Below are 16,728 nucleotides of genomic sequence, written 5' to 3'. Positions count from 1 at the left end.
CCCTTATTCAGGCGGTGATCAAAAACAGCCGGAAGGCAGGCCCGGATCCCACTCCATCTCTTTAAATAATTCCGAACATTTGTCAACAGACCGGCCGCGACCCTCGCCGGTATCGGCCTTGCCGTCACGCGGGCTCGATCCCACCTCCGGAAACAGCAGGTTGGCGCCGGCGATAAGCGACAGGCTGTTCGGCTCGTGGACGCAATGGGCCTTGACCGTATCGCCCATGACCAGGCGGCTGACCGCCACCATCTGGGCCATGCGCCGCTCGCTGATCATGCCATACGGTTCCATTGGCGAGCCGGGGAAATTGATGCGGCGCATGATGCCGCTGTAAGTTGCCTTTTCGCGGCGGGCAAGGAGCATCAGTTCGACAATCTCCGCCGCCGTGTGTTCCGGGCCGACCGGCTCGACACAGTTCATCCACCGCAGTCCAACCTCGTTCAGAACGCGTATCGTGGCGATGCGCCGCGCCGGGTCAAAGGGGGTGACCTTGCCCTCGCCGAGGCGAACCGCATGGTAAAAGCCGACAAAGCCGGCATCGAGCAACTGCTCCCCCTCGCGGTGATTGATATCGCGGGCGTTGGCGACCAGCGGCACCTGCACCGCCTCTTTCAGCCGGCGGCCGATCGTCAAGAGGCTTTCGAAGGAGAAGGTGCCGGTGCTCATCAGGTTGAGGGCGTCGGCCCCGGCCGCCTCCCCCTGGCGGGCCCATGCAAGGATTTGCTCCATGGAGAAATCGATTCTCTCGGTGAAGAGGCCGGCGCGCCGGGTAAGCGAGCAAAAGGCGCAGTCCATGGGGCAGGCCTCGACGTTCAGGCCGATGTGCAGGTGCTTTTCCCCCTTGCCGCCAAACTGACTGCGCGACAGATAATCGGCGCACTCCATAAGGGCATAGACCTCCCGGCTTTCCGGGGCAAGGTTCATCAGCCGGATCGCCTCATCGGCGCTAAGCGCGGCGCAATCCCGCCCTTTTCGTAGTATTTCCTCAATAGCCGGCTGTAGTCCATGCATTACATCACTCCTTAATTGAAAGGCAACTGACAAAGATGCGTTGAGCAGCTTGTCGTATCTCTAACTGGAGGCCAAGGCTACCTTTTCCCACAAAGTTTTGCAATTTGATTTGCCAATCGATCTGCCACTATGGACAAAGGTACCTTTGCCGCACATTCACCCAGCAGCAATGACGACAACCCGCATGCCCCATCCTCACCGATTTTTATCACCTTCCTATTCCTGTCGTAACATTTGTCCAGCATCCTTTCAATAATTGCAGCCGCCAAGAGACCGGCTCCCAGAGCCAGGCCTTCGCCCCACTTGCCGCCACGACGAGGCAGGACAGGGGTAACTATGATTCAGCCGACACGTTTGCCGACCAACAAGGAGAGATTCATGTTCACCGTCGACCAGGTCATAACCGACCATTTCCCCGCCCTGCAGCGCACCGGGATCGGCAAACCACTCGTCAAAAGCTGTTTACGCCGCCTCCTCAGGGAACAGGACTTCACCGATTTCGGCGCACAGTATTCGCACCTGCACGGCATCGAATTCATCGAGCAGGTCTTCGACTATTTCCAGTTCAGCTTTGCCGTCTCCGACAGCGAGAGGGAAAATATCCCGCCGTCGGGCAAGGTACTGATCATCGCCAATCATCCTATCGGCTCCCTGGATGGCCTGGCCCTGCTGAAACTGATCCACGCGACCCGCTCCGATGTGAAGATTGTCGCCAACGATCTGCTGATGGCGATACGTCCTCTCCGCCCCATGCTCCTGCCGGTGCGCAACATGCGGGGCATTTCCCGAAAACGGCATCTTCAGCAAATTGGCGAGGCCCTGGCCGCCGAACAGGCGGTAATCATCTTTCCGGCCGGCGAGGTCAGCAGGTTTGGACTGCATGGGATCAAGGACGGGCACTGGTATCGTGGCTTTTTAAAAATCGCCGAACAGGCGAAGGCCCCCATCCTGCCGATCCATATAGCCGGCCGCAACTCGCTGCCCTTCTATGTCACTTCCTTTCTGGCCAAACCGCTGTCGACGGTGATGCTCGTTGGGGAAATGTTCCGGCAGGAGCACCGGCAGCTGCGCATGACCATCGGCTCGATCATTCCTTATAGCGCTTACGGTGCCATGGCTGTGCGTCGCAGCGATAAGGTGAAGATGTTTAAAAAGCATCTCTACCGTATCGGCCAGGGCAAAAAACCACTTTTTGCTACCGAGTCGGCCATTGCCCGACCGGAACGGCGCACCGAGCTGAAAAAGGCGATAAGCCAGGGCGAGCGCCTTGGCACCACTCCGGATGGAAAATCGATGTATCTCCTCGCGCCAGTGGATTCCTCCCCGGTCATGCGGGAAATCGGCAGGTTGCGCGAGCAGGCCTTTCGCGCGGTCGGCGAGGGCAGCCCGGATTATCTGTGGTACGGCATCGGCGCCTATCTGGCAAAGAATCCGGGCTACCGCTACCTCTTCGGGGCGGTGAGTATCAGCAATGCCATGCCGCCTCTGGCCAGGGAACTGCTGGTGTATTTTTACAAGCTTTACTTTCCGGGCGATACCGGCCTTCCCTGCTCGCGCAATCCGTTCAGTTTCTCCATGCCGGTAGAGCACCTGGCAAAGGAGTTTGTCGGTAACGATTACCGCGGCGACCTGCGGCGGCTGAAATCGCTGCTCACCAATCTCGGCACGGCGATCCCGCCGCTCTACAAGCAGTACGCCGAACTCTGCGAGCCAGGCGGAGTACGGTTTATCGATTTCAATATCGATCCGGCCTTCAGCAACTGTGTCGATGGCCTGGTCATCGTCGATCTCCTGGCGCTTAAAGAACAGAAACGAAACCGCTACGTGGAAACCACTATCCTGCAATGACCGCCATCTCTCGCCACCGACACCTGACTGCTATGACGAAAAACAAAAAATTCTTCATCCTCGACACCAATGTCATCCTCCACGACAGCTCCTGCATCTACAACTTTCAGGAACACGACATCATCATCCCCATTCCGGTCCTGGAAGAACTCGATCAGTTTAAAAAAGGCGAGCAGATCATCAATCACCACGCCAGGCAGTTTGTCCGCGAACTGGACAAACTCAGCAGCGGCAAGCTGTTCAACGGCAGCATGGCCCTTGGGGATGGCAAGGGTGTTCTCGCCATCCGCCTCGACAAGGAGATGCACGCCGACCTGCAGATGATCTTTCCGAACGCCGAGAAAAAGGACCACCGCATCCTCAACATCGCCTACCATATCTCGCAAAAACACAAGAATCACTCGGTGATCCTCGTCAGCAAGGACGTCAATCTACGGATGAAGGCCCGATCGGTCAGGCTGATGGCCGAGGACTATACCACCGATCACGTCCCCGACCCGTCCCATCTTTACAGCGGCTGCCTTTGCGCCGAAAACATCCCCGCCAAACTGATTGAAAAACTCAACACTCCCGACGGCAAACTGTCCGCCAAGGACATCTCGCTGCCCACCCGCTTGTATGCCAATCAATACCTGCTCCTGCGTAACGGCAAGAAATCCGCCCTCGCCACCTACCTCACCGGCGGGGAGAAGGATGGTGAATCTGCCATACGGCGAGTCGACAAGAGCGAGGTTTACGGTATCAATCCGCGCAACGCCGAGCAGATCTTCGCGGTCAACGCGCTGCTTAACCGGCAGATAAAACTGGTGACGATCACCGGCAAGGCCGGAACCGGCAAGACCCTGCTTGCCCTGGCCGCCGCCCTGGAAAGTCGCTCCGATTACCGGCAGATCCTCCTCACCCGGCCGATTGTCCCCTTGTCCAACAAGGATCTCGGCTTTCTGCCGGGGGACCTCACCGCTAAACTCAAGCCGTCGATGCAGCCCCTCTACGACAACCTTGCCGTCATCAGCGGCCAGTTCCCGGAAAAAAGCGACATGTTCAAGCGGCTGCGCTTCATGCTGGAAAGCGACAAGCTGACCATTGAACCCCTCGCCTACATCCGCGGCCGCAGTCTGGTGAAGATGTTCATGATCGTCGACGAAGCCCAGAACCTGACGCCACACGAGGTAAAGACCGTCATCACCCGGGCCGGAGAGGGTACGAAAATAGTCCTCACCGGTGACATCAACCAGATCGATCACCCCTATCTCGGCATCCATTCCAACGGCCTGTGTACCTTGATCGATAAGATGCAGGGCCAGAGAATCTATGCCCATATCGACCTGCAAATGGGTGAGCGCTCGGAGCTGGCGGAACTGGCAAGCAACATCCTCTAGCCCCGAAAAAACAATCAGGGAATACGATCATAATTGCATCGTAACCACTTCTTAACAAAGACCATTTATACAACAAGGGCTGGTTTCGTTTGAGCAGACAAAGCTGCTCAACGCAGCTGGAGATCACCAAGAATTGTAACGGCAGATACCGATAACCCCTTTTGCAATAATATACAGGAAAAGAACATGGCAACACCCCCGGAAGACAACGGCTTTTTTGGCGTCCTCAGCGATATCAATCTTGAGGACTATATTCAACTGGTCTGCACGAAAAAATCCACCAAGGCGATCCGCGTCACCCAGGCGGAAGATAAAGGCTTGATCATCATCCATGACGGCCGGATCATCTTTGCCGCGCAGGATGAGCTGCTGGGAATCGATGCCCTGCGGACGATCCTTTCCTGGACCAAGGGGTCGTTTCGGGAGGTGAGCGTCAAAAACATGCCCGAGCCAAATATCGCCGCCCACGAACAACAGGCTTTTCTCGCCGGACCTGCAGGTTTTTCCGAGAAAAAGGTCGTGACTCCGTCGCCGCAAAGGACGGAGCCCGCGGCAGGAGACCAAAATCGCCGCCCCTCCCCGGACCGCGGCCCGCAGCGGGACACGCACCAGCCGCAGGTTGCAGCCCTTGGCAAACACCAAGACGACTCAAAAAAGGTGATAATCGGCAACCTGGTGATGTCGAAAAAACGGGCGATACTCGCCCTCGGGGCGATTGTTCCGATCTGCATCATTTTATTCATGCTGCAGTTTATCAACTTCTCCGACACTATCCCGATTCCGGCCTTTGCGACCACCGGCAAAACCGAAGGCGGGTCGGCGGCAACGGCGAAACAACCGGGGCTTGCGAAGGTCCCGGATCCTGCTGGCGGTCAGGTCATCGCCATCGCGCCACTGGTGAAGCAGGAAGCCCCGAAAAACTTGCCGGAAGAAACCGTCCTCCGCCTGCACGGCTCAAACACCATCGGCGCAAAGCTCGCACCCGCCTTGATCAGCGGCTATTTCACCAACATCCTCAAGGCGGAAAAGGTCGTACAACTACCCGGTCAGAAGGAAAACGAGACCCTCGTTAAGGCAACCTTCAAGGATGGAGTCAAGGTCGTGGAGATTCACGCCCATGGCTCGACCACCGGCTTCAAGGATCTGGCCACGGAGAGCTGCGACATCGGCATGTCCTCGCGGAAAATCAAGGAGAAAGAGATCACCGAACTGAGCCGATTCGGAGAGATGACCGCTACCACCAACGAGCATGTCATCGCCCTTGACGGCATCGCCGTTATCGTCAACAAGGCCAACCGGCTGAGCAATCTGACGGTCCAGGAGATAGCCGACATCTTCTCCGGCAAGATCACCAACTGGTCGCAGGTCGGCGGCACGGCGGGTGAGATAACCGTCTACGCCCGGGATGAAAACTCGGGAACCTACGACACCTTCAAGTCGATTGTCCTCGATAAACTGGAGTTGAAACAAGGAATCAAGCGCTTCGAATCGAATCCGGAGCTGTCGGCGCAGGTTGCCGGTGACCCCTTCGGCATCGGTTTCACCAGCCTGCCGAACATCAACAAGGCCAAGGCCATCGCCGTTGCCGACAGCGGTGCCAAACCGATCTTCCCGAGCTTTTTCACCGTCGCCACCGAAGACTACCCGATCGCCAGACGGCTGTATTTATATACCCCGACCCATCCGAAGAACAGCCATGTCAGGGATTTCATTGAGTTTGTCCATTCCCCGGAAGGACAAGAAATCACCAATAAAATCGATCTGGTGGACATGAACATCAAGACCTTCTTCAGCGAAAGGCCGGATCCCGGCCAAATCGCCAACCCCGCCAAGGTCGAGGAGTATATGAAGGCAACCAACGACGCCCAGCGGCTGTCACTGAACTTCCGTTTTCATTCCGGCAAGTTCACTCTCGACAACCGGAGCGAACGGGACCTCAGCCGGGTTGTTGATTTTCTGAAAGATAAACTTGACCGGAAGATCATCCTCGCCGGCTTTGCCGACAACGCCGGGGATTACGAGGCCAACATCAAGCTCGCCCGGGTGCGGGCGGAGAGCGTCGCCGACCAGCTGCGGGCCCGGGGGATCACCATCGGGCAAATCACCAGCTGCGGCCAGGAATTACCGGTAGCCTCGAACGCATCGGCGGCCGGCAAGGACAAGAACCGCAGGGTAGAGGTGTGGCTGCGCTGATGGCGGCTGACCATCACCGCCCAGACATCTATCGCAACGCATGGTCAAACCCAGACAGAGACATATTTCCACTCTTTCATTCATCTTTTTTCATAGGGATACTGGTATGTTGAATAATGAATTCACCGAAACCACCGATCACTACCCGAGCCAGGATGACTATATGAACCCGGCCCAACTGGCGTACTTTGAAAGAAAGCTGCAACAGCTGCGCCAAGACCTGCTGAGCATGTCACACTCGGCGAAAAACGAGCTTAAGGAAACCGGATTGGCAGCCCCCGACCTGTACGATGTCGCCACCGCCCAATCAGAAATAAACATCGAGCTGGAGGGGCTGAAAAGAAGCCGCGGCCATATCCGCATGATCGATCGCGCCTTAGCGAGAATATCCGACGGCAGCTATGGCTACTGCGAGATGACCGGGGAGCAAATCGGTTTGAAACGTTTGGAAATTCAGCCGATTGCCACCCTCAGTGTCGAGGCCCAGGAGATGGTCGAGCGTTGCGAAAGGGGCAGCCGGTTCGCGAAGATCCATATGAACCAAGCTCCCGGTATCTTTTAAAGCTGAATTGAGCAACGTGTTTGCTCAAACGAAACCTGCCCGTGCGGTATAAAGCTGAGTTGAGCAGCTTGTCTGCTCGTACGAAACTAATGCCCTTGTGGTATAAGACGGTATTCAAACAGAGCGTCTCAGCGTTTTTGCTGTTTCTCCATTTCCTTTTTAAATTTGGCCTCGATGTCGGCAAACAGATCCTGGCGCTTTTTGGCCATCTCAGCCTGAATGGTTGCGACCTTCTGCTCGACGCTCTTTTTCTCCGATTGAAACTTTTCCAACTCCCTGGCGAGACTGTTCTCCTCGACCTCCTTCTTGGGGAGCGTCTCGATATTCAGGTGATTGGCCACCGCCAGCTTGATGGTAAAGGGGTCCTCAAAGGTCTCGACGATCCCCAGCTTGGCCAATTTTCGACACAGGGTATGGCCCAGCTCAACTGAGAGGCGCGCCATCGCGCAGACATCCTCGAGATTTGGCGGACATCCGCCTTGATGCTGGAGAACTCGAATCGCAGCGACGAATATATGGGCCTCGGTATATGCATCCATAGTGTGCTCATTATTGGAAATTTATTCATTTTCAGTGTTCGCCGGAGTTGCAGTTGCCGGCTATTTCCCCGCCTTGCCACCCCCCGGCAACACCGGTGACTGCCGTTGCCGACAATGATATCGTCTTTTTCGCTATTGTGTTACAAGAAGTTCGCCCCCGGCGGAAAATCGACGGTGAACACTCCACCAAGGCCTGCATCAAACCACAGTAACCGGCAGTCTCAATGTCAAAGTCCTTCAATTTGTGCTGCAGTCTGTGGTATGCTGAACGGCACGGCGGTTTCCACCAATGGCCAAGATCAATTCAGCAAGGAGCCTGTCGACCGGAATCGACAGTCAGGTCGATGCACATACCAAATACCTTTCGCCATATTAGGCCCATTGCTGGTTTCGTTTTCTGTCTCTTCCTCCTCTTCTATCCCAGCCTCGCAAAAACCGAAACGGTTGAGGAAAGCACCGTAAAAATCGGTGTTCTTGCTACCCGCGGCCCGGAACAATGCCTGAAAACCTGGGGGGCAACTGCCGACCATCTCACCGGCCACATCCCTGGGAAAACCTTTGTTATCATACCCCTGGCCCATGACAAGATTGCCTCCAGCGTCCGTCTCGGGGAAGTCGATTTCATTCTCACCAACTCGTCGTTCTATGTGGAACTGGAACAACTCTACGGCATTAACCGCATCGTCACCTTAAAGGAGATGCGCCTCGGCCGCTCCTATTCGAAATATGGTGGTGTTATCTTCAGCCAAGCTGCCCGCAAGGATGTCAGGAACTTCTACGATCTGAAGGGCAAGTCGTTCATGGCGGTAGCCGAGGATTCGCTGGGTGGCTGGCGAATGGCCTGGCGGGAGCTGAAGGAACAGGGGATCGATCCGACCAGGGATTTCCGGTCCCTGTATTTTGGTGAAACCCACGACAACGTTGTCTATGCCGTTCGCGACGGGGTTGTCGATGCCGGGACGGTTCGCACCAATACCCTGGAGGAGATGAGCGCCGAAGGGAAAATCGACCTCAAGGATTTTTTCATCTTTCCCCGGCTGCACGATGTGGACGAGAGAACACCATATCTCTGCACCACCAGGGAATATCCGGACTGGCCAATGGCCAAAGTCAAGGGAACAGCTGATGAGCTGGCAGAAAAGGTGGCAATCGCCCTTCTGCAGATGAGCCCCGATTCCCCGGCAGCCCTTGCCGCCGGTTGTGCCGGCTGGACCATCCCCCTCAATTACCAGCCGGTAATGGAACTGATGATGTCCCTGCGTCTCGGTCCCTATAAGGATCTGGGCAAGGTCAGTATCGACGATATCCTCCACAATTATGGCCCCTGGCTCCTTGTCGCCTTTATCTTTTTTTGCAGCCACGCGGCCTTCACCTTTCTGGTGGTAAAACTCAACCGGCGGATCAAGGCCTCGCATCTCTCCCTCACAAGGGAAATCGAGATGCACAAAAAGCTCGACCAAGAACTGGAACAGGCCAAGCAGCTGGCGGAGGCCGCGACACTCGCCAAGAGCCGCTTTCTTGCCAACATGAGCCACGAGATCCGCACCCCGATGAACGGCATAATCGCCGCCACCGATCTCGCTCTGGGCGAGAATCTGACGCCGGAGGTGGAACATTACCTGCATATCGTTCATAATTCCTCCTACGCCCTTCTCGGCATCATCAATGATATCCTCGATTTTTCAAAGATCGAGGCGGGCCAGCTGGAACTGAAGGAGCGGGTGTTCAGACTCGATGAGATGTTTGACCGGGTCATGGATGTCTTTATCAATCAGGCGGCCAGCAAGGATATTGAGCTGCTGGTGGATATCGATGCAAGCACACCGCGCATCCTCCGCGGTGATTCCCTGCGCCTGCAACAGATCCTCACCAATCTCATCGGCAACGCCATAAAATTCACCGATCCGGGCGGCATCATTCTCGCCGGTGTTCAACATGCCGAACCAACCGAAGGACTCGCCGCCGGCCAAGTCGTTCTCCGTTTTATCGTCAAAGATACCGGTACCGGCATTTCCCCGGAATACCTGCCGCTGCTTTTCGAACCCTTCACCCAGGGTGACTCGTCCCTCACCAGAAAATACGAGGGTTCCGGCCTGGGCCTGAGCATCTGCAAGAAATTCGTGACAATGATGCACGGCAGCATCAGTGTCGATACCGAAATCGGCAAGGGCACCACCTTTATTTTCACCGTACAGCTGGAGAAGGCCGATGAACCGCCTAATTCGCGGTTTATTTTCCCGCCCGATATCAGCGGCCTGAATGTCCTTGTCGTTGATGACAGCCGGGACAGCCGGGAGATAATGGCGAAAATGCTGGTCTCCCTCGGTTTCAGGGTAGAAACCGTTGCCTCAGGTCCTGAATCCCTGCAGCGACTGGAGGAAAGCAATGACAAACCGCCGGTGGAACTGGTGCTCATGGACTGGAAAATGGCCGAAATGGACGGAATCCAGGCATCGCGGAGGATTCGTGAGGTGTTGCACCTGACCATGCCGATCATAATGATGACCGCCTTTGCCAGAGAGGTACACCGATCGACAGCCGAACAGGTCGGGATAAACGGTTTCCTGACCAAACCGATTTTTCAATCCACCCTGTTTGATGCGATTATGGACGCCTTCGGCAAAGGGGGGCAGCTGAAAAGCAGCGCCAAGACCTCCTTTACCACCAAGGCGTCGATGTATAAAAAGCACTTAAAGGATTATAAGATACTGGTGGTTGAGGATAATCTTACCAATCAGGAGGTGGCCAAGGCAATTCTCGGCGGTGCCGGAATCATCGTCACCCTTGCCGGCAACGGCGAGGAGGCAGTGGCCAAAGCCGCTGCCGAGACCTTCGATGCCGTGCTCATGGACGTGCAGATGCCGAAAGTCAATGGTCTGGAGGCGACCAGAAGGATCCGCCAGCTCCCCGGCTGCCGGACCTTACCGATTATCGCCATGACCGCCCATGCCCTCAAGGGCGATGAGGAAAAATGTCTTGAGGCCGGGATGGATGGCTACGTCTCCAAACCAATCAACCAAGATCGGCTGTTTTATACGATCTGGCACCACCTGCTTAACAAAAAACGGATTGCCGGGACTGCGGACGACGAATACCTTCCTGAACCAGAGGACGAGGAACCAGAGGGCCTTGCCACCGGAGAAGATGCCGGCACAAAACCAGACGGCGCGGCCCCCCCTCCTCCCCTTGCGATCCCAGGTATCGACGTCGGCGCGGTGCTGCAATCCACCGGCCTGCACTGGCAGACGTTTCAAGACATCCTAGACGGTTTTTGCCGCGATAATAGTAAAACGGTTGCAAGCCTTCAGGAGGCCTTGGATGTGCAGGACCGCCAGGCACTACAACACCTCGCCCACAGTCTCAAGGGCAGCGCCGGCAACATCGGCGCCGGGGAACTGCGCGAGGCTGCGGACGCCCTGGAGCGGGGCTGCGAAACCCATCCTCCGGCCGCCAATATCGCCGAGCTTTGTCTGGAACTGCAAAATGAATTGACCCGCCTCCTCGGGGTACTGGAGGGGATGGGTAGATCACCACAGGAGGCGGCGCCCGAAGAAGTGCGACCACCGGGAACAACGGCTGACATCACTGTCCTTCTCACCCATCTCACCGAGGCCATCGACCACGCCGATCCAGAGATGATCCAGAGAATTACAACAGAGGTAGTGAGTGAACTCACTCGCCACAAGAATATTAACCGGGAATTGCCAAAGGCCCTGGAGACGGAAACCCAGCGCTATGATTACGACCAGGCCCTGCGTACCATTGGCCAGATCGAAAAGGCTCTAAAGGAAAACGCATGAACGATCCGCGACCACTCATCCTCATTGTCGACGATAATGCCACCAATATCGACCTGCTGGTGAATACCTTGAAGTCGGACTATCGCCTGGGTATTGCTAAAAGAGGCGCGGCAGCCCTTGAATATTGCGACAAATACCTGCCCCATCTCATCCTCCTCGATATCATGATGCCGGAGATGGATGGCTATGAGGTCTGCACCCGGCTGAAGAACAATCCCCGGACCGAGGACATTCCGGTCATCTTCATCACCGCTATGAGTGAAACCGTCAACAAAACCCAAGGGTTCTGCCTGGGGGCGGTAGATTACATCACCAAGCCCTTTCATGCCGCCGAGGTCAAGGCCAGGGTACAGGCCCACCTGGCCATGGCGCTGATGAAGGAACAGCTTCGCTCGCAAAATGCCCTTCTTGAACAGAAGGTGGCGGAAAAAACCGTCGAACTCCGCAATATGCTGCAGGGCATTATCAGCTCAATGGCCCTGATGGTGGAGATTCGCGATCCCTATACCTCGGGCCATCAGCAGCGGGTGGCCCAGCTGGCCTGCGCCATTGCCGCGAAGATGGGTCTGCCGGCGGACAAAATCGAGGGCCTGCGCATCGCCGCCCTTCTCCACGATGTCGGCAAGATCCGCATCCCGGTGTCGATACTTAATCGCACCGGCCAGCTTCTCGACGCCGAGTTGGAGGTCATCAAGATCCACCCGCAGATCAGCTACGACATCCTCAAGAACATCCCCTTCCCCTGGCCCTGTGCCCGCATGGTTCTTGAGCATCATGAACGGCTGGACGGCAAGGGCTATCCGCATGGCCTGAGCAGTGACGAGATTCTTCTTGAATCAAAGATCCTGACGGTTGCCGACGTCGCCGAGGCCAAGAGTTCGTTTCGGCCCTACCGCCCGGCGCTGGGCGTAGAGGCGGCCTTGACCGAGCTGCGCCAGCATCGCGGCAGCCTCTACGACAGCACGGCGGTTGATGCCTGTCTGGAACTGTACGCCGAAGGACCATTTCAGTTCGATCTGCCCCAGCAGGAGGTCATCCGTCGCTGCTCGACACTGCCGCATCACCCCGGCGACCTGGACTGCAACTGAGACTGTTGAAAGTTCCTTTGGCCGAGCTTACGATTCCTTCGTTCCAAGTGCCGCTGCCAATAATTCCAGGACGTGCACTGCCCTGACCGGCAATCCGGCGTGATTGATGGTGTCCTGCAGCTGCATGATGCAGCCGGGGCAGGCGGTGGCAACAAGGCTGGCGCCGCTGTCCAAGAGGCCCGGAATCTTCCTGGCCCCGATATCCCTGCTGCACTGATAGTGGTATACCGAAAAGGTCCCACCCAGGCCGCAGCAGGCAGAAGCCCCGGCCATCTCCACAAAATCGACATTGGGCAGGGCCGCAAGCAGGCGGCGTGGCTCCTTTGTTATCCCCTGGACCTTCAAATGGCAGGGATCGTGATAGGTGACCCGCGTTCGCCGAGGCCATTTCTCCATCGCCGCCAGCTCCTCGAACAATCCGGCATCCTGCAGGAAGACACTGAAATCAACCACCTTGCCGGTAAAATCGGCAAAGTCCCCCTGCATCGTTTTGTAGTGTTCGCCGATACCGCCGTTACAGGAGCCGCAGGCGGTGATGATGTGCTGCACCTCCCGGCCCTGAAAGGCAGCGACATTTCTTTCGGCCAGCTCCTCGACAAGCTTGCCATTGCCCGAGGACAGGGCCGGGATACCGCAGCAGCGTTGTGCCCTCGGCAAATAGACCGAGTATCCCAGGCGGTTGAGGATGGCCACCATATGTTCGCCGATCTCCGGATAGGCATAGGTGATCGAGCAGCCGGCGAAGAAGCCAACCACCGGCATATCAGGCCGCCCCGGGGTAAACTCCGGCAGCCGGTCAAAGAGGTTTCTGAAGGCGATCTTCGGCACGGTCCGGTCCACCATGCCCGGGGCCGGGAAACGCAGGCGCAGGCCGCTTGATGCCGGCACCTTTTTCAACAGCATCGGCGACAGCAGCGCCCCGCCCTTACTGAGACCGTTCATCAGCGCCTTCGAACCGAGAAGGGTGGAAATGCCCTTACCGATCAGGGACAAGCCTTGATCGTCGGTGATCTGCCGGCGGATCGCCCCGACGATCTCATGGGTCGGTACCTTATTCGGGCATTTATCAACGCAGGAGCCGCACATCAGGCACATGGAGATATCCTCCTGCAGCCGCTTTTCCAGATCCGCCTGACCGCTCAGAAGGGCCGCGGCCAGGGCGATCTTGCCCCTGGCGACCGCCCCTTCCCGTCGGCCGACGAGATAGGTCGGGCAGTGGGCCTGGCATATCCCGCATTTGACGCATTCGCCGATAACCTTGCTGAAGTCCTGTAATTTTTTATTCTTGCTCATCGCTTAGATCGTGCCGGTCGTGGCCGGAATTTGGCATGGGTTATCGGTAAAGATTTTGCCAGGATTGAGGATATTGTTGGGATCGAAGGCCTCTTTAATCAGCCGCATGGCGGCGATGGTCGCCGGATCAAGCTCCATGGCCAGATACTTGGCCTTGGCGGTGCCGATACCGTGTTCCCCGGAAATCGAGCCGCGCAGATTGATGGCGGCCTGGAAGACCTCGTCAAGCACCTTGTCGACCTTTTCGGCCATGCCGTGCTCCCGTAGGTCGACCATGATGTTGACGTGAATATTGCCGTCTCCGGCATGGCCGAAGTTGACGATGGGCACATCGTATTCGGTGGAAATCCTCTCCAGGGCGCGGATCATATCGGGTACCTTGGAGCGCGGCACAACGATATCCTCGTTGAACTTGTCGGGATTAACCCTGCGCAGACTTGGGCTGACATTGCGCCGCACCTGCCAGATCTCCTCCGATTCTTCATGACTTGCGGCAACCTTGACCGCCAGAACGCCAAGGGGCCGTACCAGCTCCTGTATCCGGTCGATCTGCGGATCAAGCGATGCCGCATCACCGTCGACCTCAATGATCAGAATGGCCCGACAGTCCTCGGGCAGGGGGATTGGGCTGGTATGGCGGATACAATTGATGGTGGCGGCGTCGAGGAATTCGAGGGTGGTGGGGATGATCTTGGCGCCGATGATCGCCGCCACCGCTTTGGCCGCCCCCTCGATGGTCTCAAACTGCACCAGCATGGTCTTCTTGGCCGCCGGTTTCGGCAGGAGTTTGAGGATGATCCTGGTTACAATGCCAAGCGTGCCCTCAGAGCCGACAAAGAGCTTGGTGAGATCGTAACCGACGACGTTTTTCAGGGTCTTGCCACCGGTGCGGATGATCTCGCCGGTGGGCATGACCACCTCCAGGCCCATGACATAATCCTTGGTCACCCCGTATTTTACACAGCGCGGCCCACCGGCGCATTCAGCGACATTACCGCCCAAGGTACTGAACTCTTTCGAGGCCGGGTCGGGAGGGTAGAACAGACCGAGTTTTTCCACCTGGCGCTGCAGTTCGGCGGTAATCACCCCCGGCTCGACCTCCGCTGTCAGATTCTCTGTATCAATTTCAAGAATTTTGGTCATCCTGGTCAGCACCAGGACGATCCCTCCCCGTACCGGCAGGGTGCCGCCGGTAAAACCACTGCCGGCGCCGCGAGGCAGAACCGGAATCCTGGCGAGATTGGCAAGTTTGACCACTTTGGCAACCTCTTCGGTGGTTGTCGCGTAGACCACCGCATCCGGCAAATACCTCTGCTGGGTAGCGTCATAAGAATGGGTAATCTTGTCGGTGGCGGAGGTGGAGACGTTTTCGGCGCCGACAATTGCTTCGAGTTCGGTGATAATCGTTGCGTCCATGTGTATCCTTCTCTTAAAGATCCGGTACTCAGCTCTGTGCTGAAGACGATAAGGCCGTTTCTGTAAAAGAAAACCGGCAAATCGCCTTCTCGGGCCTGATGGGTGGGGAGGTACGGAACAGCGCAGGCACCATGCAAGGTATTTAAGAACGGTACCGGCAACCTGCCTGTGAACCTTTCAATAAGACAAAGGGTTTGTGGAAAAATGTGACACCAGCTGAGGTTGCTGCCGGAGGGGTCTCTACCTTCATACCCCTCCAGCCGCAGAACTGCAGATCACCCCTTCACGTCGTGCCGGGTTCGATATATGCGGGTATAGTCCCGCATGATCCACCCGTATTGACCATTGGCAAGCCGCACGTAGTACCATTCCCCATCAACGCCGCTCACTTCGATCACATCGCCGCGATACAGCTTGCCAATCGACCGGTGACGCGTGCCCGGCCCCGAGCGGATGTTGAGATATTCAGCTCTAACCCGGACCTCGTCACCAACCTCGGCGATTATCCGAAAACCGGACGGTCTTTCAATGACGATATATTCATCGCCATCCGGCTCGTAAAAAACCTCATCGCAATCGTAGTAACGCCGGCCGTCAACATAAAGATCCGAGCATTCCTCCGGCAAGACCCGTACCCGGGCGCCGAACGGCGCCTGTACCACCACATAGCCGGCCGGGGTTTGCCGGTAATAGAGACCCGAATGGTAGAAAAACGCCGCCCCGGCCACCGACAGGGCAAAGAATCCGGCAGGGAGACTGTGGTGAACGCTGCCATGCGGCCGGTGGCGGTAATAATCCGGTCTATGGCGGTAATCCCGGCGATCGCGATAGTCGCGGTGATCACGCCTGCTTGAAACGTAGACCCGGTCCGGAGGAGATCTGTGCCTTTCCACATAAGGCACTCCCGGGACGGGCACCGGAACCGGCACCGGCACGGGTATTCCGGGGGGTAAGGGCGGTGCAGTTACCCGCAAACTCCCATGGACGCCCGGTGGAGGTGGAAGACCCGGCGGAAGGGGAATGCCGTGCCCACCGTCATCCCTTCCCCGAGCGTATGCCGGAACCAAGGGCGCCAAAAGCAAATTACCGGCTAGCACTGCAACAAGAAATACTCGGCCAAAACGACAGAAGTGCGTCACGACTCAACCTCCATTTTTGATGTTTTTCACAAACCAACACCGGTTCATCAACCAAGTGCCACCGGTTTGAACGGATGGCCGAACCTGCCACCACTCCCCGCGAATTTAGCTCTTTTTCACGTTTTTGTCTCCGAGAATCTCGCATCGGCAGGGGCGACGGATCAGCCGCCGCACCGGCGGTACCCATACATCAAAGGCCTCCTGCTCTCCCCCCATCCATTCCTAAAAGCTGGTATCGACGCAACAGCCACAAGGTGCCAAATTATTTCATTAAAAGCAATTTGACTTTGCCTGGTACATTTGCTAACACTCTTCTGTCTGCTCTACACTTTTGCCGGGAATTCTCCCCGCTACCGGCGGGAAAGCTATTCCCCACGGGCAGGTGTCATGATTGTCAGCTGTGGTATCCCGCGTTTGCTTTACCGTGCAGGAGGCAGTGGGCCTAGACGTCCTGGCG

At 56.9% G+C, this 16,728-nt stretch carries 12 protein-coding genes; 7 read left to right on the top strand and 5 right to left on the bottom strand.

From position 1 onward, the window contains the following. Window positions 1–18: 18 nt before the first annotated feature. On the bottom strand, window positions 19–1,014 hold the full coding sequence (locus tag OEL83_13795; GenBank protein MDK9708110.1) for a radical SAM protein: 996 nt from the start codon (window positions 1,012–1,014) through the stop codon (window positions 19–21). A gap of 336 nt (window positions 1,015–1,350) precedes the next feature. Here OEL83_13795 and OEL83_13790 point away from each other — a divergent pair, with 336 nt between their 5' ends. The 4 genes from OEL83_13790 (at window position 1,351) to OEL83_13775 (ending at window position 6,996) form a co-directional block, all read left to right on the top strand. Then, a complete protein-coding gene (locus tag OEL83_13790) occupies window positions 1,351–2,862 on the top strand; it encodes a 1-acyl-sn-glycerol-3-phosphate acyltransferase (protein ID MDK9708109.1) in 1,512 nt (503 codons plus the stop codon). A 32-nt stretch (window positions 2,863–2,894) separates the two neighbouring features. After that, window positions 2,895–4,241, top strand: a complete 1,347-nt coding sequence (locus tag OEL83_13785; protein ID MDK9708108.1) for a PhoH family protein — start codon at window positions 2,895–2,897, stop codon at window positions 4,239–4,241. Between the two features lie 186 nt (window positions 4,242–4,427). Beyond that, window positions 4,428–6,434, top strand: coding sequence for a substrate-binding domain-containing protein (locus OEL83_13780; GenBank protein ID MDK9708107.1), 2,007 nt, complete (start codon window positions 4,428–4,430; stop codon window positions 6,432–6,434). A 106-nt stretch (window positions 6,435–6,540) separates the two neighbouring features. Next, window positions 6,541–6,996 (top strand): TraR/DksA C4-type zinc finger protein, encoded by a 456-nt coding sequence (locus OEL83_13775; GenBank protein MDK9708106.1) that lies wholly within the window; start codon window positions 6,541–6,543, stop codon window positions 6,994–6,996. 128 nt (window positions 6,997–7,124) lie between these two features. Here the strand turns inward: OEL83_13775 and OEL83_13770 are convergent, their stop codons facing one another. Continuing rightward, on the bottom strand, window positions 7,125–7,535 hold the full coding sequence (locus OEL83_13770; GenBank protein MDK9708105.1) for a hypothetical protein: 411 nt from the start codon (window positions 7,533–7,535) through the stop codon (window positions 7,125–7,127). A gap of 53 nt (window positions 7,536–7,588) precedes the next feature. Here OEL83_13770 and OEL83_13765 point away from each other — a divergent pair, with 53 nt between their 5' ends. The 3 genes from OEL83_13765 to OEL83_13755 all read left to right on the top strand — a co-directional run bounded on the left by OEL83_13765 (window position 7,589) and on the right by OEL83_13755 (window position 12,423). Then, window positions 7,589–7,747 carry a hypothetical protein gene (locus tag OEL83_13765; GenBank protein ID MDK9708104.1) on the top strand — a complete coding sequence of 53 codons (159 nt, stop codon included), beginning with the start codon at window positions 7,589–7,591 and terminating at the stop codon, window positions 7,745–7,747. Window positions 7,748–7,879: 132 nt separating this feature from the next. Continuing rightward, window positions 7,880–11,335 carry a response regulator gene (locus OEL83_13760; GenBank protein MDK9708103.1) on the top strand — a complete coding sequence of 1,152 codons (3,456 nt, stop codon included), beginning with the start codon at window positions 7,880–7,882 and terminating at the stop codon, window positions 11,333–11,335. Continuing rightward, window positions 11,332–12,423 (top strand): response regulator, encoded by a 1,092-nt coding sequence (locus OEL83_13755; GenBank protein ID MDK9708102.1) that lies wholly within the window; start codon window positions 11,332–11,334, stop codon window positions 12,421–12,423. Before OEL83_13760 ends, OEL83_13755 begins: the two co-directional genes overlap by 4 nt. 27 nt (window positions 12,424–12,450) lie before the next feature. Here OEL83_13755 and OEL83_13750 read toward each other — a convergent pair whose 3' ends face one another. The 3 genes from OEL83_13750 to OEL83_13740 form a co-directional block, all read right to left on the bottom strand. After that, the gene (locus OEL83_13750; protein ID MDK9708101.1) at window positions 12,451–13,716 is read right to left on the bottom strand and encodes a (Fe-S)-binding protein; all 1,266 of its coding nucleotides are present in this window, start codon (window positions 13,714–13,716) and stop codon (window positions 12,451–12,453) included. A gap of 3 nt (window positions 13,717–13,719) precedes the next feature. Further along, the gene (locus OEL83_13745) at window positions 13,720–15,132 is read right to left on the bottom strand and encodes an FAD-binding protein (protein MDK9708100.1); all 1,413 of its coding nucleotides are present in this window, start codon (window positions 15,130–15,132) and stop codon (window positions 13,720–13,722) included. Window positions 15,133–15,407: 275 nt separating this feature from the next. Further along, window positions 15,408–16,025, bottom strand: a complete 618-nt coding sequence (locus OEL83_13740) for an SH3 domain-containing protein (GenBank protein ID MDK9708099.1) — start codon at window positions 16,023–16,025, stop codon at window positions 15,408–15,410. Window positions 16,026–16,728: the final 703 nt, after the last annotated feature.

Source organism: Desulforhopalus sp., assembly GCA_030247675.1.
Lineage (GTDB): Bacteria > Desulfobacterota > Desulfobulbia > Desulfobulbales > Desulfocapsaceae > Desulforhopalus_A.
The sequence above is the reverse complement of the archived record's forward strand: the minus strand, read 5'-3'. Positions and strand labels throughout refer to the sequence as shown.

What these genes read in the sequence shown, in the direction of transcription:
- OEL83_13745 (MDK9708100.1), bottom strand. Translation starts at nt 15,132, where the DNA reads ATGGACGCAACGATTATCACCGAACTCGAAGCAATTGTCGGCGCCGAA.
- OEL83_13790 (MDK9708109.1), top strand. Translation starts at nt 1,351, where the DNA reads ATGATTCAGCCGACACGTTTGCCGACCAACAAGGAGAGATTCATGTTC.
- OEL83_13775 (MDK9708106.1), top strand. Translation starts at nt 6,541, where the DNA reads ATGTTGAATAATGAATTCACCGAAACCACCGATCACTACCCGAGCCAG.
- OEL83_13755 (MDK9708102.1), top strand. Translation starts at nt 11,332, where the DNA reads ATGAACGATCCGCGACCACTCATCCTCATTGTCGACGATAATGCCACC.
- OEL83_13780 (MDK9708107.1), top strand. Translation starts at nt 4,428, where the DNA reads ATGGCAACACCCCCGGAAGACAACGGCTTTTTTGGCGTCCTCAGCGAT.
- OEL83_13795 (MDK9708110.1), bottom strand. Translation starts at nt 1,014, where the DNA reads ATGCATGGACTACAGCCGGCTATTGAGGAAATACTACGAAAAGGGCGG.
- OEL83_13750 (MDK9708101.1), bottom strand. Translation starts at nt 13,716, where the DNA reads ATGAGCAAGAATAAAAAATTACAGGACTTCAGCAAGGTTATCGGCGAA.
- OEL83_13770 (MDK9708105.1), bottom strand. Translation starts at nt 7,535, where the DNA reads ATGGATGCATATACCGAGGCCCATATATTCGTCGCTGCGATTCGAGTT.
- OEL83_13785 (MDK9708108.1), top strand. Translation starts at nt 2,895, where the DNA reads ATGACGAAAAACAAAAAATTCTTCATCCTCGACACCAATGTCATCCTC.
- OEL83_13760 (MDK9708103.1), top strand. Translation starts at nt 7,880, where the DNA reads ATGCACATACCAAATACCTTTCGCCATATTAGGCCCATTGCTGGTTTC.